The 24,114-nt window shown below is 70.4% G+C and carries 15 protein-coding genes; 10 read left to right on the top strand and 5 right to left on the bottom strand.

Translation table 11 applies throughout. The features are described from left to right. Positions 1 to 167: 167 nt before the first annotated feature. Together QH276_RS29945 and QH276_RS29940 are read left to right on the top strand one after the other, a co-directional pair. On the top strand, positions 168 to 4,697 hold the full coding sequence (locus QH276_RS29945; RefSeq protein ID WP_432278585.1) for a PD-(D/E)XK nuclease family protein: 4,530 nt from the start codon (positions 168 to 170) through the stop codon (positions 4,695 to 4,697). After that, positions 4,694 to 8,089: an ATP-dependent DNA helicase gene (locus tag QH276_RS29940; RefSeq protein WP_280397868.1), complete on the top strand. Its 3,396-nt coding sequence runs from the start codon at positions 4,694 to 4,696 to the stop codon at positions 8,087 to 8,089. The genes QH276_RS29945 and QH276_RS29940 overlap by 4 nt, the downstream gene beginning before the upstream one ends. A gap of 153 nt (positions 8,090 to 8,242) precedes the next feature. On the opposite strand, the gene QH276_RS29935 is transcribed toward QH276_RS29940, so the two are convergent. Next, positions 8,243 to 8,656, bottom strand: a complete 414-nt coding sequence (locus QH276_RS29935) for a DoxX family protein (RefSeq protein WP_280397867.1) — start codon at positions 8,654 to 8,656, stop codon at positions 8,243 to 8,245. Between the two features lie 463 nt (positions 8,657 to 9,119). On the opposite strand from QH276_RS29935, the gene QH276_RS29930 reads away from it, so the two are divergent. The 5 genes from QH276_RS29930 to QH276_RS29910 all read left to right on the top strand — a co-directional run bounded on the left by QH276_RS29930 (position 9,120) and on the right by QH276_RS29910 (position 15,315). After that, entirely contained in the window at positions 9,120 to 10,196 is a 1,077-nt protein-coding gene (locus QH276_RS29930) for a potassium channel family protein (protein WP_280397866.1), read from the top strand. 40 nt (positions 10,197 to 10,236) lie between these two features. After that, entirely contained in the window at positions 10,237 to 11,175 is a 939-nt protein-coding gene (nudC, locus tag QH276_RS29925) for an NAD(+) diphosphatase (RefSeq protein ID WP_280397865.1), read from the top strand. A gap of 229 nt (positions 11,176 to 11,404) precedes the next feature. Beyond that, positions 11,405 to 12,829, top strand: coding sequence for a zinc-dependent metalloprotease (locus tag QH276_RS29920; RefSeq protein WP_280397864.1), 1,425 nt, complete (start codon positions 11,405 to 11,407; stop codon positions 12,827 to 12,829). Between the two features lie 195 nt (positions 12,830 to 13,024). Next, positions 13,025 to 13,888 carry a TOMM precursor leader peptide-binding protein gene (locus tag QH276_RS29915; protein WP_280397863.1) on the top strand — a complete coding sequence of 288 codons (864 nt, stop codon included), beginning with the start codon at positions 13,025 to 13,027 and terminating at the stop codon, positions 13,886 to 13,888. Between the two features lie 83 nt (positions 13,889 to 13,971). After that, positions 13,972 to 15,315 carry an ABC1 kinase family protein gene (locus tag QH276_RS29910; RefSeq protein ID WP_432278582.1) on the top strand — a complete coding sequence of 448 codons (1,344 nt, stop codon included), beginning with the start codon at positions 13,972 to 13,974 and terminating at the stop codon, positions 15,313 to 15,315. A gap of 111 nt (positions 15,316 to 15,426) precedes the next feature. Here the strand turns inward: QH276_RS29910 and QH276_RS29905 are convergent, their stop codons facing one another. The 3 genes from QH276_RS29905 to QH276_RS29895 all read right to left on the bottom strand — a co-directional run bounded on the left by QH276_RS29905 (position 15,427) and on the right by QH276_RS29895 (position 18,494). Then, positions 15,427 to 15,708 (bottom strand): WhiB family transcriptional regulator, encoded by a 282-nt coding sequence (locus QH276_RS29905; RefSeq protein ID WP_348536962.1) that lies wholly within the window; start codon positions 15,706 to 15,708, stop codon positions 15,427 to 15,429. A 177-nt stretch (positions 15,709 to 15,885) separates the two neighbouring features. After that, positions 15,886 to 16,221 carry a hypothetical protein gene (locus tag QH276_RS29900; RefSeq protein ID WP_280399914.1) on the bottom strand — a complete coding sequence of 112 codons (336 nt, stop codon included), beginning with the start codon at positions 16,219 to 16,221 and terminating at the stop codon, positions 15,886 to 15,888. A 143-nt stretch (positions 16,222 to 16,364) separates the two neighbouring features. After that, the gene (locus QH276_RS29895) at positions 16,365 to 18,494 is read right to left on the bottom strand and encodes an ATP-dependent DNA helicase UvrD2 (RefSeq protein WP_280399913.1); all 2,130 of its coding nucleotides are present in this window, start codon (positions 18,492 to 18,494) and stop codon (positions 16,365 to 16,367) included. Between the two features lie 263 nt (positions 18,495 to 18,757). On the opposite strand from QH276_RS29895, the gene QH276_RS29890 reads away from it, so the two are divergent. Both QH276_RS29890 and QH276_RS29885 read left to right on the top strand, forming a co-directional pair. Then, on the top strand, positions 18,758 to 18,988 hold the full coding sequence (locus tag QH276_RS29890) for a mycoredoxin (protein WP_063129630.1): 231 nt from the start codon (positions 18,758 to 18,760) through the stop codon (positions 18,986 to 18,988). Positions 18,989 to 19,094: 106 nt separating this feature from the next. Next, on the top strand, positions 19,095 to 20,120 hold the full coding sequence (locus QH276_RS29885; RefSeq protein ID WP_280399912.1) for a YlbL family protein: 1,026 nt from the start codon (positions 19,095 to 19,097) through the stop codon (positions 20,118 to 20,120). A gap of 56 nt (positions 20,121 to 20,176) precedes the next feature. Here the strand turns inward: QH276_RS29885 and QH276_RS29880 are convergent, their stop codons facing one another. Then, the gene (locus tag QH276_RS29880) at positions 20,177 to 20,770 is read right to left on the bottom strand and encodes a PPA1309 family protein (protein ID WP_280399911.1); all 594 of its coding nucleotides are present in this window, start codon (positions 20,768 to 20,770) and stop codon (positions 20,177 to 20,179) included. Between the two features lie 180 nt (positions 20,771 to 20,950). Here QH276_RS29880 and QH276_RS29875 point away from each other — a divergent pair, with 180 nt between their 5' ends. Beyond that, on the top strand, positions 20,951 to 23,950 hold the full coding sequence (locus tag QH276_RS29875) for a UPF0182 family protein (protein WP_280399916.1): 3,000 nt from the start codon (positions 20,951 to 20,953) through the stop codon (positions 23,948 to 23,950). Positions 23,951 to 24,114 lie beyond the last annotated feature (164 nt).

Below are 24,114 nucleotides of genomic sequence, written 5' to 3'. Positions count from 1 at the left end.
CGGTGTCGGCCCCGTCTGTTGCAATAGCGGTCGTGGTGCGTTCGGATAGGCCGGTGCGGCTGGTGCGCCGGAGAACCGCGGCTCCCCGGGCTCGGACCTGGGGCGCCGGTATTCGCGCGCTGTTCGCCGAGGCGCCGGCAACCACCGCGCAATCGGGGCCGGGCCGGTTGTGGCGGGTGCTCGGCGGGCCGGGAACGGGTAAATCGGCGCTGCTGGTCGATGTGGCGGCCGCGCGGATCGCCGCCGGGGCCGATCCGGAATCCGTGCTGTTGCTCACCCATTCGAAGCAGGCCGCGGCCGCCGCGCGCGATGCCCTCACCGAGCGCCTGACGCACTGGGATGTCTGCGCCCCCGTCTTCGATACCGGTCCCGACGCCCACGGTCTCGCCGGCCCGGCCCTGTTCCCGCTCGAAGATCCGGAACCCACCCTCCCGCTCGGCGCCGCCGAGGACCCGATCACCGCCGGGAACGAGTCGCCGCGGCGTACCGCCGGGGCCGATCACCCGGCGGCTCGCGGGGCCGACGCCGATACGTCCGGGGCCGGCCATCCGGCCGCCGCACGAGCCGGCGGTGACCTGCTCGCCGCCTCGGCTGCCGAGGGGCCCGCGGCCGGCACATCGGATACCGCGACCTCGCCGTCGGCAGGGAGCGACCCGTTTGTTCCCGGCCCCGCGGTCGCGGGTGCGACGCGGGAACCGCTGGCCCGCACGATCCACTCCTACGCTTTCGGCATTCTCCGCCGCCAGGCCGCGCGGCACGGTAATCCGCCGCCGCGGCTGCTCACCGGCGCCGAACAGGACGCGGTCCTGCGGGAAATGCTGCGCGGCGATCTGGCCGATATCGCCGCCGGAGCCCACGACCTGTGGCCCCGGCGGCTACAGCCCGCGCTGAGTCTCAGCGGTTTCGCCGACGAACTACGCGACCTGATGTTGCGCGCCACCGAACGCGGCCTGGGCCCCGAGGACCTGATCGACCTGGGGCGCCGCCAGGACCGGCCCGACTGGGTGGCCGCCGGCCGGTTCGCGCTGCGCTACGAGCAGGCGATGCTGCTGCGCTGGTCGGTCGGGCTGGCGGCGCCGGAGGCCTCGGCGCCCGCGCTGAACGCCGCGGAGCTGGTGGGGGCCGCGCTCGACGCACTCGCCGGCGACCCCGAACTGCTCGCCGCCGAACGCGCCCGGCTGCGCTACCTGCTGGTGGACGACGCCCAGCACCTGGACCCGCAGGCCGCGCTGCTGATCCGGGTCCTCGCCGCGGGGGCGGGGACCACCGTGATCGCCGGCGACCCCGACCAGGCCGTCTACACCTTCCGCGGCGCCGACCCGCGCTTCCTCACCGACCTCGAGGTTCCGGTATCGCGGCGGATCGTCCTGCACACCAACCACCGCAGCGGTCCCGCCGTGCACACCGCCGCCGCGCGGATCGCCGCCCGGCTGCCCGGTACCGCCGCCCACCGCACCACCCTCGCCGATCTCGGTCCCGAGGAGCGCGCCGACCGGGATTCCGGTCAGATCCGGGTGCGAGTACTCGGCAGCCCGGCCAAGGAGGCATCGCTGATCGCCGACCACCTGCGGCGTGCGCACCTCACCGACGGTGTGCCGTGGTCGCGGATGGCCGTGATCGTGCGATCGGTGCCGCTGCTGCTCCCGCCGCTGCGCCGGGCACTGCTCGCGGCCGGGGTACCGGTCCGCCAGCCGGCGAACGACACCCCGTTGGCCCGCCGCCGCGGCGCCGCCTGGATGCTGCTCGCACTGCGCGCTGTCCTCGCGGGTGAGGCGGCCCGCCGGGGAACCGGCTCGACCGAGTCGCTGTTCGGCCCCGACGAAGCACTCGACCTGCTGGCCGGTCCGCTGGGCGGCGCCGATCAGATCAGCCTGCGCCGGCTGCGCCGCGGGATCCGGCGTACGACTCTGGAACTCACCCGGTCTGCACCGGACTCCGGGTCGTCCGCTACACCCGGCACCACCGCCGACCCCGCGGAAGCACCGGGCCCTGAATTCGGGGAAGCACCGGGCCTCGAACTCGGGGCGCCGGCCCCGGATGACGAGCCGCCGATCCCCGACCCCGAATCGGCTCAGGGACAACGCCCGGACGACTACCCGGACCCCGCTCCCGAGCCGATCACGTCCGCGGCCGACCCGGACCGCTACGCCGAGGACGCGGACTGGTTCGGTCTCGACGACGACCACATCTACACCGACCCCTGGGACGGGCTGCCGCCCGACCGCCCGGACGAGGAGCCCGAACCACCACCGGACGCCGACGATATGCGGCGGCCTACGCCGCAGGAGCGCGAGGGGGCGCGGCTCCCGGCGGACGAGCGGGATCCGGACGAGTGGGATCGGGGTGAGCCGGACCTGGGCGAGCAGAGCCTCGGTGGGCGGGACCCGGGTGGGCTGGACCTGGGCGCGCGGAGCATGGACGAGCGGAGCTCGGGGGAGCGGGACTCGGGTGAGTCGTACCTGGGTGAGCGGGACCCGGGTGAGTCGAACCCGGGCGCGCGGAGCATGGCCGAGCGGAGCCCGGACGAGCGGGACGTGGACGAGCCGGACACTGCGGACGCCCCGGCAGGCGATGCCGGGCTCGTACCCCCAACTGGCGGTGAACACAGCTCCGAGTCCGGGGCGGGCGAGACCGGTCACACGGACCCGGACCGCCATTCTGCGGCCGACCGTACCCTTGCGGTGGGTCGAACCGTGCGTACACGCGGCAACGGTGGTGCTACGACGGAATACCTGCGCGCCGGTCAGGCCGAGGACCGGATCGGCGATGCGGCTGACAACAATGGCCCCGCGGCCCGGCCGCCCGCGAATCCCGCCGGCACCGCGTACGGATCTGCCGGCCGCACTGCGGGTGACCGTGGTGACGCGGGCCGCGACGACCGAGCGTCCGTGTCTTCGAGCGGCGGCCGTGGAACCGGCAGCGATGCCGGCACGACCGCCGGGCGGATCGCCGACCGGCCCTCGGTGGATATCCTGCGCGACCTGCTCCTCGGTTCGGGGGACGAACGAATCCTCGCCGGGCTCACCGAGGTCGAGATCGCACCCCTGAATCGGGTGCTGCGGGCGCTGGACCGCGCCCGCCGGGTCCGGCGCGAGGGTGGCGGGCTCGAGGATGTGCTGTGGGCGCTGTGGACCGCGTCGCGGCTGGAGAAGCGCTGGCTGGCGCAGTCCGAGCGCGGCGGGGCCGCCGGGATGCAGGCCGATCGCGACCTCGATGCGGCCGTCGCGCTGTTCGATGCCGCGGCCGCCTACACCGACCGGCTACCCGGCGCGACCATCGAGGGGTTCGTCGAATACCTCACCCAGCAGCAGATCGCGCAGGACAGGGCGGCTCGCTCACGGCAGGACGACGCCGTCGACCTGCTCAGCGCGCATGCCGCGGCGGGGCGGGAATGGGAGGTCGTCGCGGTCGCCGGGGTGCAGGAGGGGATCTGGCCCGATCCACGCCCGCGGGGCACGCTGCTGCACACCGAGGATCTGGTGGACCAGGTCGCCGGGATCACCGAGCGGGTCAGCCGCACGGCGCCGATCCTGGCCGACGAACGCCGGCTGTTGTTCCTCGCGTGCAGCCGCGCGCGGCGATCGTTGCTGGTCACCGCCGTGGAATCGGTGACCGGTGAACGCGACCTGGTGCCGTCGCGATTTCTGGCCGAACTGCTCGGCGGCGAATCGGACGGGGAACCCGGCGCGCTGCCGATCGCCGAACCGGGCCGGGTGCTGGCTCTGCACGCGTTGATCGCCGAACTCCGCGCGGCCGTCTGCGATCCCGGCGCGGGCGACGAACGCCGCCGCCGCGCCGCCGGACAGCTGGCGCGGCTCGCGCTGGCGGGTATCCCGGGGACAGCACCCGGCGATTGGTACGGCGTCGGCGAACTCAGCTCCACCGAAACCCTGTGGGACGGTGACGACCCGGTCGCGCTGTCGCCGTCGACCGTGGAACTGCTGCGTACCTGCCCGCTGCGGTGGGCGCTGGAACGTCACGGTGGATCGGACGGTGACAACCCGCACGCCGTCAAGGGCACCCTGGTGCACACGCTGGTGCAGGCGCTGGCCGGCCGGGTCCCGCTCGACCAGGTGCGCGCCGAACTCGCCCGCAGCTGGACCGGTATCGATCCCGAATCGAGCTGGCATTCCCGGCAGGAGCTGCGCCGCACCGAGGCCATGCTGGACGCGTTCGTCGCCTGGGTGCGCACGACCCGGCACGAACTCACCCAGGCCGGTATCGAGGTGCCCGTCGACTGTGTCCTGCCGGGCCGCGGCCCGGACGCGCCGCCGGTGCGTATCCGCGGCCGGATCGATCGGCTCGAACGCGATGCCGCGGGCCGTTTCGTGATCGTCGATGTGAAAACCGGGAAGAACCCGGTCAGCGGGGCCGGTGCCGCCCAGCACGCCCAGCTGGCGACCTACCAGGTCGCGGCCGCGGCCGGTGCGCTCGACGCGACCGCCGCCGATCCCGAACCCGGTGGCGCCCGGCTGGTGTACGTCGGTCTACCTGCGGCCGACGGGGTCGCGAAGGAACGGGTCCAGCCCGCGCTCGACGCCGAATCGCTCGAGACCTGGCGCGAAACCATCCATGCCGCCGCGGCGGCCACCGCCGGCCCGGAGTTCCTGGCGATCCGCAACGACGGCTGCCGCCACTGCTCGGTGAAGAACAGTTGCCCGATCCAGGACGCCGGACGTCAGGTGACCGAGGAGTGAGCGCCCGGGTCACGCCGGAGCAGCTGGCCGACGCGCTCGGCCTGCCCCGGCCCACCGCGGAACAGGCCGCGGTGATCGCCGCGCCGCCGGGCCCGATGCTGGTGGTGGCGGGGGCGGGTGCGGGTAAAACGGAGACGATGGCGGCCCGGGTCGTCTGGATGGTGGCCAACCGTCTCGTCACCCCGGAGGAGGTACTGGGTCTCACCTTCACCCGCAAGGCCGCGCAGCAACTCACCGCCCGTATCCGGACGAGGCTGGCCCGGCTCGCCGGGTCGCGGTTGTTACGCGATCTCGACCCCACCGGCGAGCTGCGCGCCATCCTGACCGGTGCGGAACCCGAGATCAGCACCTACCACTCGTACGCCGGCCGGCTGCTCGGCGAACACGGGCTGCTGCTGCCCGTGGAACCGTCGGCGGCGCTGCTCACCGAAACCCAGCTGTGGCAGCTCGCGCATCAGGTGGTGCGCGGCTGGGACGGCGACCTGGAGACCGACCGCTCACCGCTGACCGTCACCGAGGCGGTGCTCGCCCTGTCCGGGCAACTCGCCGAACATCTGGTGGAGCCCGACGAGCTGACGCACGCCCATGCGGAGCTGGAGAAACTCGTGCACACCCTGCCGCCCGGCCCGCGGCAGCGCGGCGGGCCGAACAAAGAACTGCTCGGGATTCTGCGGGCCCAGCGTGAGCGGGTCGCGTTGCTGCCCTTGGTCGAGCAACTGCGCGAGACCCTGTATCAGCGCGGTGCCCTGGATTTCGGGGCGCAGATGTCGCTGGCCGCGCGGCTGGCGGCCGACCATCGTGAGGTCGCGGTCGCCGAGCGCGCGCGATTCCGGCTGGTCCTGCTCGACGAATACCAGGACACCGGCCACGCCCAGCGGATTCTGCTCTCCGCCCTGTTCGGTACCGGGTTCACCACCGGCCGCGGCGGGCCGCGGCGCACCGAGCCCCGCCCGTTGGCGGTGACCGCGGTCGGCGACCCCATGCAGTCGATCTACGGCTGGCGCGGCGCCTCGGCCGCCAATCTGCCCCGGTTCACCACCGATTTCCCACAGGGCACCGGTGACCCGGCACCCGTCCTGCCGCTGCTCACCAGCTGGCGCAACCCACCGGAAGCGCTGCGGCTGGCCAATTCGGTGGTCGAACCGTTGCGCGCCGCGGCCCGGGCGAGCGGTGGGGTCACGGTGGACGAGTTGCGGGCGAAACCGGATGCGACACCCGGAGATCTCGCGCTGGCGTTGTGCCCGACGGTGACCGACGAACGCCGCTGGGTCGCCGAGCGGATCGCCGCGGAATGGGCGCGGGCTCGCGACGAGCAGCGGCCGCCGCCGACCTCCGCGGTACTGATCCGCCGCAACGCCGATGCCGCCGAACTCGCCGAACAGCTGCGCGCGCAGGGGCTGCCGGTCGAGATCGTCGGTCTCGGCGGGCTGCTGGCAACACCGGAGGTCGCCGATATCGTCGCGACCCTGCGCCTCATCGCCGACCCCGGAGCCGGCAGCGCGGCGGTGCGAATCCTCACCGGCGCCCGCTGGCGCCTCGGTGTCGCCGATCTGGCCGCCCTGGCCCGCCGCGCCCGGGAGTTGTCGATCGGGCACGAGCCCGGCGGCGATATCACCGATTCCGCAGCATTGGCCGCGGCGCTGCGCGAGGTGGCACCCGAACCCGCCGAACGTGCCGGGCTGGCCGACGCGATCGCCGATCCGGGTCCCGCGCAACGCTATTCGGCCGCCGGCTACCGCCGGATCACGGCATTGGGCCGGGAACTGGCGATGCTGCGGGAACGGGCCGGACAGCCGTTGACCGAACTGGTCGCCGATGTGGAGCGCACCATCGGGGTCGGTGTCGAGGCCCAGGCCCGCCGGGCGCTGGCCGGTTCCGGTGCCGGCCGGGAGCATCTCGATGCGTTCGCCGAGGTCGTGGCCGGCTACGCCGCCGACAGCGGGGCCACCCTCGGCGGTCTGCTCGCTTTCCTGGCGGCGGCGGAATCGGTGGAGAACGGGCTGGAACCCGGCGAGGTGGAGGTCGCCCCGGATCGGGTTCAGGTGCTCACCGTGCACGCCGCGAAAGGGCTGGAATGGGAAGTGGTGGCGGTCCCGCATATCTGCAAGGAGGTGTTCCCGTCGACGCGCGGGGTGAACACCTGGCTCGGCGCGCTGGCCGAACTCCCGACCTCGCTGCGCGGCGACCGCGCCACCACGGACGCGCCGGACGGGGTCCCGGTGCTCGACCTGTCCGATTGCGCCGACCGTGCCGACCTGCAGCGGTGTCTCACCGCGCATAAACAGGCCCTGCAACGGCGCCGGCTCGACGAGGACCGCCGGCTGTTCTATGTCGCGCTCACCCGCACCGAACGCGTACTGCTGGTCTCCGCGCACCACTGGCCCGAATCCGGCGACAAACCGAAGGGCCCGTCGGAATTCCTGCTCGAGGTGAAGGCCGCCGCCGAACTACCCGGCAGCGGGGTCCGGATCGCGCACTGGGCGGACGAACCCGAACCGGGGGAACCCAATCCGCTGGCCGCCCTGCCCGATACCGCGGCCTGGCCCGACGACCCCCTGGGCGCCCGCCGGTCCGATATCGAGGAGGGCGCCGCGCTGGTGCACGCCGCGCTGTCCGAACTGGCCGCCGGGGAGCCGGAACCGGAAACCGATGCCGACCCGGACGGCTGGATCGCCGATGTCGATGCCCTGCTCGCCGAATACCGGTCGGCGGCGGCCACTGTCACCGAGGTGGAACTGCCCAGCCAGCTACCCGCCACGGCCCTGGTCGAAATGCGTGCCGACCCGGGCAAACTCGCCGCCCGGCTGCGCCGCCCGCTGCCCTATCCGCCGAATCCGCTGGCACGCCGCGGCACCGCCTTCCACGCCTGGGTGCAGCGCTGGTTCGCCACCGATCAGCTGCCCGGACTCGACGATCTGCCGGGCGCGGCCGACGCCGGGGCCGCCGCCGATGTGGAGCTGGCCCGCATGCAGGAGGCGTTCCTCTCCTCTCCGTGGTCCGCGCGCCGCCCGATCGATATCGAGGTGCCCTTCGAAACCACCATCGCCGGCATCGTGATCCGCGGCCGGATGGATGCCGTCTTCGCCGAACCCGGCGACCGCTGGACCGTCGTCGACTGGAAGACCGGCGCCGAACCGGGCCCGGCCGACGAACCCGCGGTCGCGATGCAGCTGGCCGTCTACCGGCTGGCCTGGGCCCGCCTGCTGGCGGCCAGGACGGGGGAAGACGAAGAACAGGTGCTGCGGCGAGTAGGCGCCGCGTTCCACTATGTGCACACCGGCCGCACCGTCTCCCCCGACCGGCTACCCGGACCCGCGGAGCTCGCCGAACTGCTCATGAGTACATCGGGCCCGCCGGGCGCCGAATTTCCCGGCGAGAAATCCGGGCAATAGTGGCGATCCGTATTGCGCTCGCCACCACGAGATTTTCGAGGCTCGGCTGGGGCCCGCGGTTTCCGGCGCCGGCCCCGCGGTTCGTTGCGGTGCGCCGGTGCCCGGCGCCGACCCGTGGTTCTCCGGGCAACCGCAGCCGCGCGGGCGGCCGATTCAGCGGCGCGGTGTGCGCCGGCTGACAGCCAGTGCCTGGGTGATCATCGGCAGTTGCAGGGGCAGACGGAGCACCGAGATCGCTTTCAGTGCCCACGGTGCTTTCGGATTGCGCACCGAATCCGCCGTGAACTGGATATTGGCGGGGAACACCGCGATGAACAGCAACGCCGCCAGCCGGCCGCCGAGCCGGCGGGTGCGCGGGATCAACAACGCGGTGCCGACCCCGATTTCGGCCACCCCGGACCAGTATGTATAAGAACGCGCCTTCCCCGGCAATTGCGGCGGCACGATGGAATCGAACGGCTTCGGCGCCACGAAATGCATGACCCCGGCGCCGAGGAGCAGCGCGGCCAGCCGCAGAGCGGGGGTGCGGCCGGTATCGGTCACGCCGGCGGGTTGGTCTTGTGCCATACCGCACACGGTAATGCGCGGAGCCCGGCCGGGCCCAGCCCGCAGCACGGCGCCGGACGGCGCTGCCGGACCGGCTCGAAGGCCGGTGCCGTGCCGGGAGTACACGGTCACAGCGCAGGTGGAGCCCAGAGGAATCGGCCGCAGTAGCGGTGCGGGCCCGTGGCGGTGACGCGGTGGCGCCGTTCCGGGGGAGGGGCGGCAGTGGCGAAGCAGCCCGCAGGAGTCGGTGCGGTGGCGGATGGTCGTGTGCGCCGGGCGTGCCGTCGCGGGGGCCGAGGCCGGTGCCGTGGTGGCGAATACGGTGTTCCGCGACAGGGTCTCGGGATGCGGGCCGGCCGGTGGTTGCCCGGTGTCCGCGGGTCCGGTGACCTTCGGGCGCGCGGCCCGGCGCCTGCGGAAGTGAGCGGGTAGGCTCCCGAGCTGTGTCGGAGGGACTACGGAAGACGAAATCCCGGGGTGGCCGGTGGTAGCCCCGATCAGCGCCCGGTTCGCCCAGCTGGGCGGGCGGGCGCCGCGGGCCACCGACCGGCCGGATTTCGCGCTGGTCGGGGTATTGCGTATTCCGGAGGTGCAGAACAGCCCGTGGATTTCGCTCACGCGCCGGGTGCTGTTCGCGATCGGCCTGCTGTGCACGGCCGCGATCGTCGTGTATATCGGACGTGACGGTTACAACGACAACGCCGACGGCTCGGTGACGCTGCTCGACTCGTTCTACTACGCGACCGTATCGCTGTCCACGACCGGATACGGCGATATCACCCCGGCCAGTCCGTCGGCCCGGCTGGTGAACATCTTCGTCATCACACCGCTGCGTGTGCTGTTCCTCATCGTCCTGGTCGGCACCACCCTGGCGGTGCTCACCGAACGTTCCCGCCAGGCCTTGAAGATCCAGCGTTGGAGGCGCACCGTGCGTAATCACACCGTCGTCGTCGGGTACGGCACCAAGGGCCGGACCGCTATCGACGCCATGCTCGGCGACGGCGTACAACCTGCCGATATCGTCGTCGTCGATACCGACGCGGTGGCGCTGGAGGCCGCCGCGACCGCCGGCCTGGTCACCGTGCACGGGACGGCCACCCAGTCCGATGTACTGCGGCTGGCCGGCGTGCAGAACGCCGCCTCGGTGATCGTGGCCGCCAATCGCGACGACACCGCGGTCCTGGTCACCCTGACCGCCCGGGAGCTCACCAAGAAAGCCAAGATCGTCGCCTCGATCCGGGAATCGGAGAACACCCATCTACTGCGCCAATCGGGCGCCGATTCGGTGGTGGTGTCCTCGGAGACCACCGGCCGGTTGCTCGGTATCGCCACCACCACCCCGAGCGTGGTGGAGATGATGGAGGATCTGCTCACCCCCGAACACGGTTTCGCGGTCGCCGAACGGGAAGTAGAACCGAACGAGGTCGGCGGTTCGCCGCGGCATCTCAGCGATATCGTGCTGGGCGTGGTGCGCGCCGGCGAGCTGATCCGGGTCGGCGAACCCGCCTCCGATGCCCTGGAGAACGGGGACAAACTGCTCTATATCCGGCGAGCTCGCTGACCCGGACACGCCGTTTATCGGGCCGCGATAGTCTCGAGACGTGGCGTTATTCGAGCTCAACCAGATCCCTCTGCTGTCCCGTTCGGCGCTCGACCGCGCCGACCATCTGCGCGGCGACGCGCACGCGCTGAAGGAGGGCTGGGCGAGCGCCCGGCTGCTCCGGGTGGGCCGCCGCGGTGCGGTGCGCTACGAATCCGGCGAACTCGTGTGGGAATCCGCCCTCGAGCTGTCGGACGAACCGAGCCCGGACGCTGTCTTCCTGGGGGTCCGCGACGAGGTGCACCTGTGGGCGGTCCGCGATCGTGAGCTCACCGGCGAGCTGCGTGATCTGCGTCAACTCGCCGACGAGCCGCTCGACGATTTCACCGCCGGGGTCCTGTCCACCGCGCTCGCGCTGATCAACTGGCATGCCGGCGCCGCCTTCCACGGCGCGGACGGCAGCCCCATGGTCTCCGCGAAGGCGGGCTGGTCCCGGGTCACCGAGGACGGCCGCGAGGATTTCCCGCGCACCGATCCGGCGGTGATCTGTCTCATCCACGACGGTGGCGACAGGGTGCTTCTCGCCCGCCAGAGCAGTTGGCCGCCGACCATGTTCTCGCTGCTGGCCGGTTTCGTGGAGGCGGGCGAATCGCTGGAACGGTGCGTCGAACGGGAGATGCGCGAGGAAGTGGGCCTCGACGTGCGCGAGATCCGCTACCTCGGCAGCCAGCCCTGGCCGTTCCCGAGGTCGCTGATGCTCGGCTTCAGCGCGCTGGCCGATCCCACGCAGCCGCTGGAGTTCTCCGACGGTGAGATCGCCGAAGCGCACTGGTTCACCCGCGCCGAGGTGCGAGCGGCGCTGGCGGCCGGCGGCTGGCCGGCTCGTCCCGGTACGGGTCTGGACACCGATTCCGGTGAGGCGAAGTTGCTGCTCCCCGGCGCGGTCTCGATCGCCCGCACGATTGTGGAGTCCTGGGTCGCCGCGAGCCCGGCCGACTGATCGGATGGCGTGGGGTCGCTGCCCGGCGGCGAACACACAGGTGCCGGATCGCTTCGTGGCTGCCGGGAGGGTGTTCACCCAGCGCGAAGCGGCCCCGGGTATGGCGGACCGGCCGGTTCGCCGCGCCTACTATGGACAACATGCAGCTTCACGAAGCGCCGGCCGGCTCGCCCGGTGCGCGCGCGCTCCCCGGACACCACCCGGACGTCGTATCGGCGGGTGAGGCGTAATGAGCGATTTTCCGTTCGGATTCTCCCAGGGCGGCGATGACGACGACCGCAATCGCGGTGACAAACCGGGTGGCGGTAACAACCCGTTCGATTTCGGCGCCGGCGGGGCCGGTTTCGATCCGGCGGCACTGGGGCAGATGCTCACCTCGCTGGGGCAGATGCTCAGCGGTATGGGTCAGGGTGTGGCCGGTGGTGACGCCGGGCCGGTGAACTACGACGTGGCCAAGCGGCTGGCCCGCCAGCAGCTGGGGAAAACCGTTCCGCCGGTCACCAGCGGCACCGCGGCCGCCGTCGCCGATGCCGCGCATCTGGCCGAACTGTGGCTCGACGACGCGACCACCTTCCCGGCCGGTGCGACGAGCACCGTGGCCTGGACTGCCAACGACTGGATCGAGAAAACGCTGCCCACCTGGCAGCGCCTGTGCGATCCGGTCGCCCAGCAGATCTCCGGTATGTGGACCGCCGGGCTCCCCGAGGAGGCCCGCGAAATGGCCGGTCCCATGATGGGGATGCTGGGTCAGATGGGCGGGTTGGCCTTCGGTTCGCAGCTCGGCCAAGCGCTCGGCCAGCTGGCCAAGGAGGTGCTCACCGGCACCGATATCGGCCTGCCGCTGGGTCCGGCCGGTACGGCGGCGCTGCTGCCCACCGCGATCTCACAGTTCAGCGAGGGCCTGGAACAGCCCGAGAGCGAAATCATGGTGTTCCTCGCCGCTCGTGAGGTCGCGCACCAGAGATTGTTCGTGCACGTCCCGTGGCTGCGCCAGCAGGTGCTCGGTGCCGTGGAGGATTACGCCCGCGGTATCACCATGGACTTCTCCGCGCTCGAAGAAGCCGCCCGCGATCTCGACCCCTCGGCGCTGACCGATCCGAGCAAACTCGAGGAGATCCTGTCCCAGGGCAGTTTCGAACCGCAGACCACACCGGAGCAAAAGCAGGCGCTGGACCGGCTGGAGACCTTGCTCGCGCTGATCGAGGGGTGGGTCCAGGTGGTCGTCGCCGCGGCCGTCGGCGAACGGCTGCCGGGTGCGGGTGCACTGGCCGAGACACTGCGCCGCCGCCGTGCCACCGGCGGCCCTGCCGAACAGACTTTCGCCACCCTCGTCGGCCTGGAACTGCGCCCCCGTAAACTGCGGGAGGCCGCCACCCTGTGGCAACGCTTGACCGACGACGCCGGGATCCGAGCCCGCGACGGTGTCTGGGCCCACCCCGATCTGCTGCCCGATTCGGCCGACCTGGACGCACCCGCCGGTTTCATCGATTCGGTGATCGGCGGCGGGGCGGGTGCCTTCGACGATCCGCTGGCCCAGCTGGCCGCCACCGAAGCCGCCGAACGCGAGCAGGCGGGCGGCAGCCCGCAGACTCCCGGCGAGCAGGCCGACGACGAATCGTCCGGCCCGGAGGAGCCCGGGCCCGGCAAGGAGTAACCGCCCGCTTCCCGTCGAAATCTGCCGCGTCGCACAACTCCGTCGTCTGTTGCGCGTCAATTTCCGCGCGTCGCTGTCGCGGTCTCGGGGAGCGCGCGCAACCTGGGCAGATCCGGGTTATCCACAGGCTGCAAACCTGTGGATAACCCGCCTGCGGAACCTCTTGCGCCGCAACGGCTATCGCATACTTCGGGCATGACGACGCTTCGGCCACGCGGCCCGCTGTTGCATCCCCGGGTACCGATCCTGGTGCGTTCCACCGGCCAGGTCCAGCTCGGCTGGGATCCCGACACCGCCGTACTGTGCGATGCCCCGGGCCTGGAAACCCAGCAGGTCCTCGGGTTCCTCCGACTACTCGACGGCCTGAACAGCCGGCCTGCGATCATCTGGCAGGCGCGTACCCTCGGGCTCGAGCCGCAACCGGCTACGGCCCTGTTCGAAGTGATCGATGCGGCGGGTCTGGTCGTTCACCCACCGCAGCCGAGCGGTTCTGTGCAGACCATCCGAATACACGGGACCGGCCCACTCGCGGAGGCAATCAGTGCCGGGCTGCGCGTCGCGGGTATCCGGGCCGCGCGGTCGCGCGACCATCGTGGCGAGACCCGCCGCGCGGTCGCGCCGGCCGACCTGGTTGTGCTGGCCGATGCGCTGATACCCGATCCGTGCCTGGTCCGCGAATTGTTCCGGGCCGGGATCGCGCATCTGGCCGTGCGCCTGCGTGACGGCAAGGGCGTGGTCGGGCCGCTGGTACTGCCCGGGGAGACGAGTTGCCTGCGCTGTGCCGATCTCGCCCGGGCCGACCGGGATGCGGAATGGCCCCGGTTGGCCGCGCAGTTGTACGGCCGGATGGGGCATGCGAGCCCGGCCGGGATCGCGGCCGTTACCGCTCTCGCGCTCGGTGAGCTGGAAACCATCGTCGCCTGTGAGCCGGGTTCGGCACCGGAAACCCTCGACGGCACGCTCGAGCTCGACCTCGCCACCCGCGAGCTGACCCGCCGCTCGTGGTCGCCGCACGCACGATGCGGCTGCACTCCACCGCGGAGACAGGATGTGTTGTGATAGCAATCACACTTCTCGCCGTGGTGGTAAATCTCTTCGGTTTTCCATGGCAGATCAGCCGCTCCGTCGGCCATGATGGGGGAGTGTCTGAGATCGTGCGCCGGCCCATGTCCCGCAATGCGAAGTTAGCCAAGATTCCGCTCGGTGTGGCGGGCCGTGCCGCCGTCGGTTTCGGTCGCAAACTCGCGGGTGGCGATCGCAAGGAGATCAACACGGAGCTGAACCAGAAGGCGGCCGAACAGCTGTTCACCGTCCTGGGTGAGCTCAAGGGCGGCGCCATGAAGTTCGGCCAGGCGCTCAGTGTGATGGAGGCCGCGGTTCCCGAGGAGTTCGGCGAGCACTATCGCGAGGCGCTCACCAAACTGCAGGCCGCGGCCCCGCCGATGCCCGCCGCGACGGTGCACCGGGTCCTCGATCAGCAACTCGGCACCGACTGGCGCAAGCGGTTCGAATCGTTCGACGACACCCCGGCCGCCTCGGCCAGTATCGGCCAGGTGCACAAGGCGGTGTGGTCGGACGGCCGCCCGGTCGCGGTGAAGGTGCAGTACCCCGGCGCGGACGAGGCGTTGCGCGCCGACCTGCGGACCCTGAACCGGATGACCGGCCTGTTCGCGAAGGTGATTCCCGGCGCCGATGTGAAACCGCTGCTCGCCGAGATCACCGAACGCACCGAAGAAGAACTGGACTACCGCAACGAGGCCGCCAACCAGCGAGCCTTCAGCAAGGCCTACGAGGGGCATCCGGAATTCGTGGTGCCCAAGGTGGTCGCGAGCGCGCCCAAGGTCATCGTCAGCGAATGGCTCGACGGCACACCGGTTTCCGCCATCATCGCCGCGGGCGAGGCCGATCCGGAGGGCACCCGTGTTCTGCGTAACCGGGTGGCCGGGCTGATGGGCCGCTTCCATTTCTCGGCACCCGAGATCGTCGGCCTGCTGCACGCCGATCCGCATCCGGGCAATTTCATGATCACCCCCGAGGGCAAGCTCGCGGTGATCGACTACGGCGCCTGCGCGCCGCTACCGGGTGGTTTTCCCGAACTGCTGGGCCGGATACTCGCGCTGGCCGTGGCCGAGGAGTACGGCGAACTGGCGGAACTGTTGCACGCCAACGGCTGGGTGTTGCCCGGAAAAACTCTCACCGAACAGGAGATCGCGGACTATCTGCGGCCGTTCACCGATCCCATCCGCTCCGAGTCGTTCCACTTCACCCGCCGGTGGATGCAGCGCGTGGCGGGTAAGGCCACCGACTACTCCTCGCCGGAAATGAAAACCGCGCGTGCGATGATCCTGCCCGCCGAATACGTCATGATCTTCCGCGTGCTGGGCGGATCGATCGGTATCTGCGCCCAGCTCGATGCCGAAGTGCCGTTCATACAACTGGCCGCGCGGTGGCTGCCCGGCTTCCGGGAAGAACGCGATAGCGCCTGAAACGCGAACGAGGCCCCCCAAGGGGCACCGCAGCGGGGGGCGGTTACGCTGGCCGCCCCGATACGCCGGCGGGGGCCGCGTTTCCGGTGCCGGCACGTATCCGCGGGCGGCTCAGACACAGCTGGCGACCTTGCGCGGCCGGCCCCGCGGGCGCTTACGGGCGATGACGACCCCCTGGTCGAAGATCTCCCCGCCCCAGACACCCCACGGCTCCCGGCGATCGATGGCCGCGCTCAGGCAGCCCTTACGGATCGGGCAGGACGCGCACAGCGCCTTGGCCTGCTCCAGCTGGACCGGGCTTTCGGCGAACCAGAGATCCGGATCACCCGCCCGGCAGGGCAGGGTGGTCAGCGGCTGAGTTCCGGGATCGGTTGCCACGGTGCGACATGCCACGTCAGTAGTGGCCGGTGGCCGACTCTGGGTGGTGGTGACCACGTCGTTCTCCTTCAGCTTGTTGTGCAGCGGTTCGGTGTTCGTGCTGCGAAACCGATGCCTTGTGAGCTGAAGGCCAGAAAAATGGCCACGGTTTCGCATGTGCGACCCGTGGCCAGGAGGTTCGGGGTGATACCCCTAACCTGGTCGGCGGTCGGGCCGCCTGTTCACGGTCGCGTGGTGTCCTTTGCGGAGGCTTGCCTCTCGCTTATCGGCCACCGCGGGTGCTGCGGCGGGATCGATAGCGAGAGAGCCGGCGGCTGCGAAGGCAGCTGCCGGGTGCCAGATCGCGACGGACTGGTCCTGCTGTTCGACGATGTTCGGCTGGTGCGAATAGCGCATACGCGGCTGCGCACCGAAACGATCGATGCAGGACGGGCCGGTCCCCTGCAGAGCGAGGAACCCCCGGGAGACAGCCGACAACCGCGTATTCGGGATTACGGTGACGATTCCGTAATTCGTCATGCCGTTCATCTGTCTGCCTCCCTCCTGTACTCGTGATCCGAAATATTCCAATGGTGCGCGTGGATGTACCCTCCCGAGCGCGATTCCCACCATATGCAATCTCGCCGGGCTCGACAACCTATTTTCTACCTGCGGTTTTGCGGGGCGTCGTGCTACGGCTTCGGCAGGGCCCGCCGCCGAGACCCGACGATCGCCAGGACCTCGGCGCCGTACTGCCGCAGCTTCGCCTCGCCCACCCCGAGCGCCGCCAGCCCAGCCTCGTCCGCGGGCAGTTGTTCGGCAATCGCGGTGAGAGTGTTGATTCCGAGGATGCCGCGCGGATCCACCGCGAGCTCGGCGGCCTTCTCTCGGCGCCAATCCTGAAGGGCCCCGAGTAGTTCCAGATCCGGTTCGCCCGCACAGGTTTTGCAGCGGCGGAGCAGCAGGCCTTCCGGATCGAGCAGCACCCGGCCGCATACCCGGCACACCGGCCGCGGTGCCGCGGTACCGGTCCGGGTGGGTGTGGCGATCCGGGAGGCCGGGGACTCCTCGGGGATCAGGCCGGTGAGGAACCGGGAGCGCCGCCGGCTGCGGCGGTCACCGTCACCGCGGGACAGTGCCCAGGACAGGTACAGGTGGATCCGCGCCCGCGTGACCCCGACGTAGAACAGCCGGCGTTCCTCCTCGAGCGCGGCCGGATCGGTGACCGCTCCGTCGCCGCCCAGCACATAGGTGATCGGCAGGGTGCCGTCGGTGAGCCCGACCAGGAACACCGCGTCCCATTCCAGCCCCTTGGCCGCGTGTAACGACGCCAGGGTCACACCCTGCACGGTCGGTGGGTGACGCGCCTCGGCGCGGGCCGCGAGTTCCCGGAGCAATCCCGGCGGGTCCAGCGCGGGTTGTTGCCCGGTGAGTTCCTCGGTGAGGCGTACCAGCGCGACCAGCGATTCCCAGCGCTGCCGGGCCTGCGCCCCGGCCGGGGCGGTGGCGGTGAGCCCGATCCGGGCCAGTGCCGCCCGGACCAGGGTGACCAGTTGTTCGCCGGTGCGCGCCGCGGCGGGCAGATCGTCGCGGGCCGCCGTCTTGTGTAGTTCCGCCACCGCCTGCCGGACCTCCGGGCGCTGGAAGAACATTTCCCCACCGCGTACCTGGTAGGCGATACCGTGCTCGGTGAGCGCCTGCTCGTAGGCCTCCGATTGGGCATTGATCCGGTACAGCACGGCGATCTCGGCGGCCGCGGTGCCGCCGGCCAGCAGTTCGCCGACGCGGCGGGCCACCGCCGCGGCCTCCGCGTGCAGGTCGGGGTATTCGGCGAACTCGGGTTCCGGCCCGTCGGCGCGCTGTCCGATCAATTGCAGCCGGGTCCCGGCGATACGGCCCTTCGCCATCCCGATCACCCGGTTGGCGAGATCGACCACCTGCGGCGTGGACCGGTAGTCGCGTTCCAGGCGCACCACGGTGGCGTCCGGGTAGCGGCGGGAGAAGTCGAGCAGATAGCCGGGGCTGGCGCCGGTGAAGGAATAGATGGTCTGGTTGGCGTCACCCACCACGGTGAGGTCGTCGCGGTCGCCGAGCCAGGCATCCAGCACCCGCTGCTGTAGCGGAGTGACGTCCTGGTACTCGTCGACGACGAAACAGCGGTACCGTTCGCGGAACTCGTCGGCGACCGCCGGATAGTCCTCGAGCGCGGCGGCGGTGTGCAGCAGCAGATCGTCGAAATCGAGCAGTACGCCCTCGGGTGTGGTCTTCAGCGATTCGTAGGTTGCGTAGACCTCGCCGATCCGCGCCGCCGGAAAGGGGATATCGCGGCGGCGAGTGGTGGCGGCGGCCGCGTAGTCCTCGGGCGCGATCAGCGCGGATTTGGCCCATTCGATCTCGGTCAGCAGATCCTTGACGCTGTCGGTGCCCGAGGCGAGCCCCACCCGGTTCGCGGCCTGGGCGACCACCGGAAACTTGCTGTCCAGCAGCCGCCACGGCACCTCGCCCACCACCTGCGGCCAGAAGTACCGCAGCTGGCGCAGTGCGGCCGCGTGAAAAGTGCGGGCCTGCACGGTATTCGCCGCGTCGCCCAAACCGAGGGTGCGCAGTCGGCTCCGGAGTTCGCCCGCCGCCCGCGCGGTGAAGGTGACCGCCAGCACCTGGTCGGCGCGCACCTGCCCGGCCGCCACCAGATGCGCGATGCGGTAGGTGATGGTGCGCGTCTTGCCGGTACCGGCACCCGCGAGCACACAGACCGGCCCCCGCGGCGCGCGAACGGCGGCGGCCTGCTCCGGATCCAGCGCGGAGAGATCGAGGGCGGCCACGCGTCCATTGTGCACAGGCCGCCGGACAGGTCGGCAGCCCCTGCGCCCGGCTGTCGCGAGGCTCACCCGGTGCTTGTGCCGCTTGCGAGTGCGCGACCCCTCGGATGCGCTGCGGCCGAGGCCACGGACAGTGGCGGCGCCGCTCGCTGCGGCCGGCGGAGCGTGGGCCGCACCCGCGCGATCTCTCCGGCTACCGAGACGGAACACCCGGGCCCTTTACTGCGTTGGTTTCAGGCGTGAGTGATTCGACGCCCGATCTGACCATGTACTCCACGACTTGGTGCGGCTACTGCCGCCGGTTGAAAACCCAGCTGAAAGAGGCCGGGATCAGCTATGTCGAGATCGATATCGAGGAGGATCCGGCCTCGGCGGAGTTCGTGGGCAGCGTGAACAACGGCAACCATGTGGTCCCCACCGTGAAGTTCGCCGACGGGTCGACCGCGACGAACCCGTCGCTGGCCGAGGTCAAGCAGGCCCTCGCCCGGCTGGCCTGAGCGCTGCGCGGGATCGTGACCTCGGGCCGGCCCGGAGAGGGCACGTTGCGGTGACCCGCGCGTGCCTGTCGGTGCCGGGCGGGTTCGGATCGCTAGTGTTGACCGAGTGAATCGTCGGATCATCACGCTGCTGGTCGCCCTGGTCCCCGTTGTGCTGCTCGGCGTGATCGGCAGCGTGTACACGGTGCCTTTTGTCGCGCTCGGACCCGGACCCACGCACGACACGCTGGGGAAGTTCGAGGGACGCGAGGTCGTCGAGGTCACCGGGGCCGAGGTGGACCGCACCGCCGGGCACCTCAATATGACCACGATCGCCATGCGTGACGGCCTGACGCTGTTCGAGGCTCTCGGTTTCTGGGTCAGTGGGCGGCACGGCATCGTGCCGCGCGCCGAGGTGTATCCGCCCGGGCTCACCCGCGAGGAAGTCGACAAGTCCAACGAGCAGGAGTTCAGCACCTCGGAGAGCAATGCCGAGGTGGCGGCGATGCGCCAGCTCAACCTGCCGACCGCGGTGCTGGTGCACGAGGTGGCCGAGCAGGCCCCGGCCCGCGATGTGCTGCGCCCGGACGACCAGATCGTCAGCGTGAACGGCACCCCGATTTCCACCCCGGCCGATGTCGTCGCCGCGGTGTCGAATCAGCCACCCGGGACTGTGCTGCCGATGGTGATCCGGCGCGACGGTGCCGAACAGACGGTGAACGTCACTCTCGGTGCCCGCCCGGACGACCCCGCCAAAGGCTTTCTCGGCGTGACCACCACCGAGGCCGCGGCGCCGCCGATGAAGGTCGAGTTCTACCTGCCCGATATCGGCGGGCCGTCCGCCGGTCTGATGTTCAGCCTGGCGCTGGTGGAGAAGCTGAGTCCCGGTGATCTGGACGGTGGCTCGTTCGTGGCCGGCACCGGAACCATCGACGAGAACGGCAAGGTCGGCGCGATCGGCGGTATCCAGTACAAGATGATGGCTGCCCGCGAGGCGGGTGCCGAAACCTTCCTGGTGCCGGCAGGTAACTGCAACGAGGCGATCCAGCGGGTTCCGGACGGCCTGCGGCTGGTGCGGGTGGAGACTCTGGCCGGTGCCGTACAGGCCCTGGAGGATCTTGCGGCGGGCGGGCAGGCGCCGAGCTGTAGCTAGCGCCGGCACCGCCCCGCCGCCCGCGCCGGGGCGACGGGTGGATCGCCGGGCGGCGCTCAGTCGCCGGACTCCTCCAGCGTATGCCGCAGCGCCTCGACCAGGTTCGGGGCGAGGTTCGGGTAGGTGCGCAGGTCCAGTGCGTCCGCTTCCTCGTCTTCGTCTTCCGGACGTAACTGCAACAGGCACAGGCTGTTTCCGCTGCGTAGCGCCGCGGCGAACAGGCGCGCGTCGCGACGTTCGGGATGCGCGTGCGCGGCGGCCCGGCCGGCGGCGTCGGCGGCATCGGCGTCGGCCAGCAGCGGTGTCAGGGCATCGTCGAGCGCGTCCTCGGCATCCGGCGGCAGGACGACGATCTCCTGCACCAGCACACAACCGGCCACGGCGGGCGGCCAGCTGGTGGTGGCCAGGAACTCGTCCAGCGGCATGGTTCCGGCGGCCACCGAGTCGGGCAGTGGATCCTGGGCCACCGGAGTGAGTTCGTCGGTGGCGTCGACCTGATCGATGAGCGCGGGTTCGGCGGCGACCAGATCAGCGGTTCGCACCAGCGCGAACATCTGCGGCGCTCTGCCCCAGCCCTCGGCGTCCACGAACTCGGCGACCTCGTGGACGGAACGGGCAAGGACGATTTCGGCATGCAGGTCGGCGCTCACCGGTCCATCCTCGCATCCGCCGCCGCGACACCGCGCAACCCTGCGGTCGCGAAGATGTCCGTTTTCCGTAAAGTGGGCGCTGAGGGTCCGTACGGACCCGACCCGCAACAATTCGGACTGCGGCGCAGCGGCCGGTGGCGCTACCGGTTCGCCCGCCGCCGGACCCTGGAGAGTGGCATCGTGGGCATGCGCCCCCAAGCCGGTTTACCCTCGCTGTCCCGGCGCAGCCGTCTGCTGCTGGTCGCGGCGGTGGTGCTGGCCGCACTGCTGTTGGTAGGGCCGCGGCTCGTCGACACCTACACGAACTGGTTGTGGTTCGGGGAGGTGGATTTCCGTGGCGTCTACCTGACCGTTCTGCTGACCAGGGTCGCGATCTTCCTGGCGGTCGCACTGGTGGTCGGCGCCATCGTCTGGCTGGCGTTGCTGCTGGCCTACCGATCCCGTCCGGTGTTCGTGCCGACCTCCGGCGCCGGCGATCCGATCGCGCGCTACCGCACCACGGTGCTGAGCCGCCTGAAGTTGTTCGGGCTCGGTATCCCGGCGCTGCTGGGTGTGCTGTCCGGGTTGGTGGCGCAGTCGAACTGGGTGACGGTTCAGCTGTTCCTGCACGGCGGGTCGTTCGGGCGTACGGAACCGCAGTTCGGCCTCGACGTCGGTTTCTACGCCTTCGATCTGCCGTTCTACCGGATGGTGCTGAACTGGCTGTTCGTCGCCGTGGTGATCGCGTTCTTCGCAAACCTGGTGACCCACTACATCTTCGGTGGCCTGCGGCTGACCGGACGCGAGGGCGTACTCACCGCCCCCGCGCGGATCCAGCTCGCGGCGCTGGCCGGAACCTTCGTTCTGCTCAAGGCCGTCGCGTACTGGTTCGACCGGTATCAGCTGCTGATGAGCAGCCGCAAGGAGCCCACCTTCAACGGTGGCTCGTTCACCGATATCAACGCGGTGCTGCCGGCCAAGCTGATCCTGATGTCCATCGCGATCATCTGCGCGATCGCGTTCTTCGCCGGGATCGTATTGCGTGATCTGCGGGTTCCCGCGATGGCGGCGGCGCTGCTGGTGCTCTCGTCGGTGCTGGTCGGGGCGGTGTGGCCGCTGATGGTCGAGCAGTTCTCCGTGCGCCCGAACGCCGCGGAGAAGGAGAGCGAGTACATCGAGCGCAATATCGATGCCACCCGGCACGCCTACGGAATCACCGACGACAAGATCGAATACGTCGACTACAAGGGTGAGAGCAGTAAGAACCCGGTGAACGTGCCGGTCGACCATGCCACCATCGCCAACGCCCGGCTGCTCGACCCCAACATCCTGTCGCCGACCTTCACCCAGCTGCGCCAGTTGAAGAATTTCTACGGCTTCCCCGAGGAACTCGATATCGACCGGTACGAGATCAACGGCCAGGTCCAGGACTACATCGTCGCGGCCCGCGAGCTCTCGCCGGCCACCCTGAGCGGTAACCAGACCGACTGGATCAACAAGCACACCGTCTACACCCACGGCAACGGCTTCGTCGCCGCACCCGCGAACCGGGTCAACCGGCCGCAATCCGAGGACCCCAACGCCGCGGGCGGTAGCAGCGACTCCGGGTACCCGATCTTCCTGGTCAGCGATCTGTTCACCCCGCAGGATCAGCAGCGGATCAAAGTTCAGCAGCCGCGGATCTACTACGGTGAGCTGATCTCGCAGTCCGACCCCGACTACGCGATCGTCGGTACCGAGGAGGGCCAGGAACCCCGCGAGTACGACACCGACCAGGCGCGGTTCACCTACGACGGCGCCGGTGGTGTGCCGATCGGCAACTGGTTCAACCGGCTGGCCTTCGCCGCCAAGTACGCCGAACGCAATATCTTGTTCTCCTCGGCGATCAGCGGCGATTCGAAGATTCTCTACAACCGTTCGCCCCGCGACCGGGTGCAGAAGGTCGCGCCGTGGCTCACCACGGACGGCAACGCCTACCCCGCGGTGGTCGACGGCCGGATCAAGTGGATCGTGGATGCCTACACCACACTGGACAACTACCCGTACGCGCAGACCACCTCGCTGGAGGGCGCGATCGAGGACAGTATCGACCAGCGCACCGGCCGGCTGCTGCCGCGTAAAGAGGTCAGTTATATCCGCAACTCGGTGAAGGCGACCGTCGATGCCTACGACGGCACCGTCGAACTGTACGAGACCGACCCCACCGACCCGGTCCTGAAGGCCTGGCGCGGGGTGTTCCCGGACGCGGTGAACCCGGAGAGCGAGATCAGCCCCGAGCTGCGCGCGCACTTCCGCTACCCGGAGGATCTGTTCAAGGTCCAGCGCGAGATGCTCACGAAGTACCACGTGGACGATCCGCGCGAGTTCTTCACCAACAACGCCTTCTGGTCGGTGCCCGCCGATCCGACGGTGGAGGGTGTCTCGGCCAGCCAGCCGCCCTACTACGTGCTGCTCGGTGATCCGAAGACCGCCAAGCCGGTGTTCAACCTGACCAGCGCGATGGTCGGGTACAACCGGCAGTTCCTGTCGTCCTATATATCGGTGAACTCCGACCCCGAGGGTTACGGCAAGTTCAGAATTCTGCAGCTACCGACCGATACCCAGACCCAAGGTCCGCAGCAGACGCAGAACACCATGACGACGGCACCCCAGGTCTCCCAGGAGAAGACCCTGCTGTCGAACTCGAACAAGATCAGATATGGCAATCTGCTGACCTTGCCCGTGGCCGACGGCGGGATCCTCTACGTCGAGCCGTTCTACAACGAGCGCAATACCGGCCAGAACACCGCGACGTTCCCCCAGCTGCTGCGCGTACTGGTGAGCTACCGCGACCAGGCCGGAAGTGTGAAGGTCGGCTACGGCTCGACCCTGGCCGATGCGCTGAATCAGGTCCTGCCCGGCGCGGGCGCGCTGGCGACCCCGTCGGGCGGTGATCCGGCCACCCGGCCCAGCCCCGGCGCCACACCGCCACCGGCCGACACGGAGGACCGGCCCGAGAATCAGGGCGCCGGCACCAACGGGGGTACCGCTCCGCCGCCGGCGGCTACGGGTTCGGCGGCGCAGAATGCCGCCGCGGCCGAGCTGAACCGCAAGATCGAGGCGGTACGCACCGCGATGCGCACCGGTAATTTCGAGGACTTCGGCCGGGCGCTCGACGAGCTGGAGGCCGCGGTCAAGGCCTATCAGGACGCCGGGAGATAAGGGTTCCGCTCTACCGGCCCCGATAGGCGGGGCCGGAAACGGAAGAGGGGGGGGGCGCCACACAGGGGGGCCGCGGCGCGGGGGTGAAGCGGGGGGCCGCGGCGGGTGTAGGGCCGCGGGGGGGGGGCGGGGGGGAGCCCCCCCCCCCCCCCCGCCGGGGGCCG

It is taken from the genome of Nocardia carnea (assembly GCF_029869215.1).
Classification (GTDB): Bacteria; Actinomycetota; Actinomycetes; order Mycobacteriales; family Mycobacteriaceae; genus Nocardia; species Nocardia carnea_B.
This window is presented reverse-complemented; position numbering and strand designations above follow the sequence as displayed.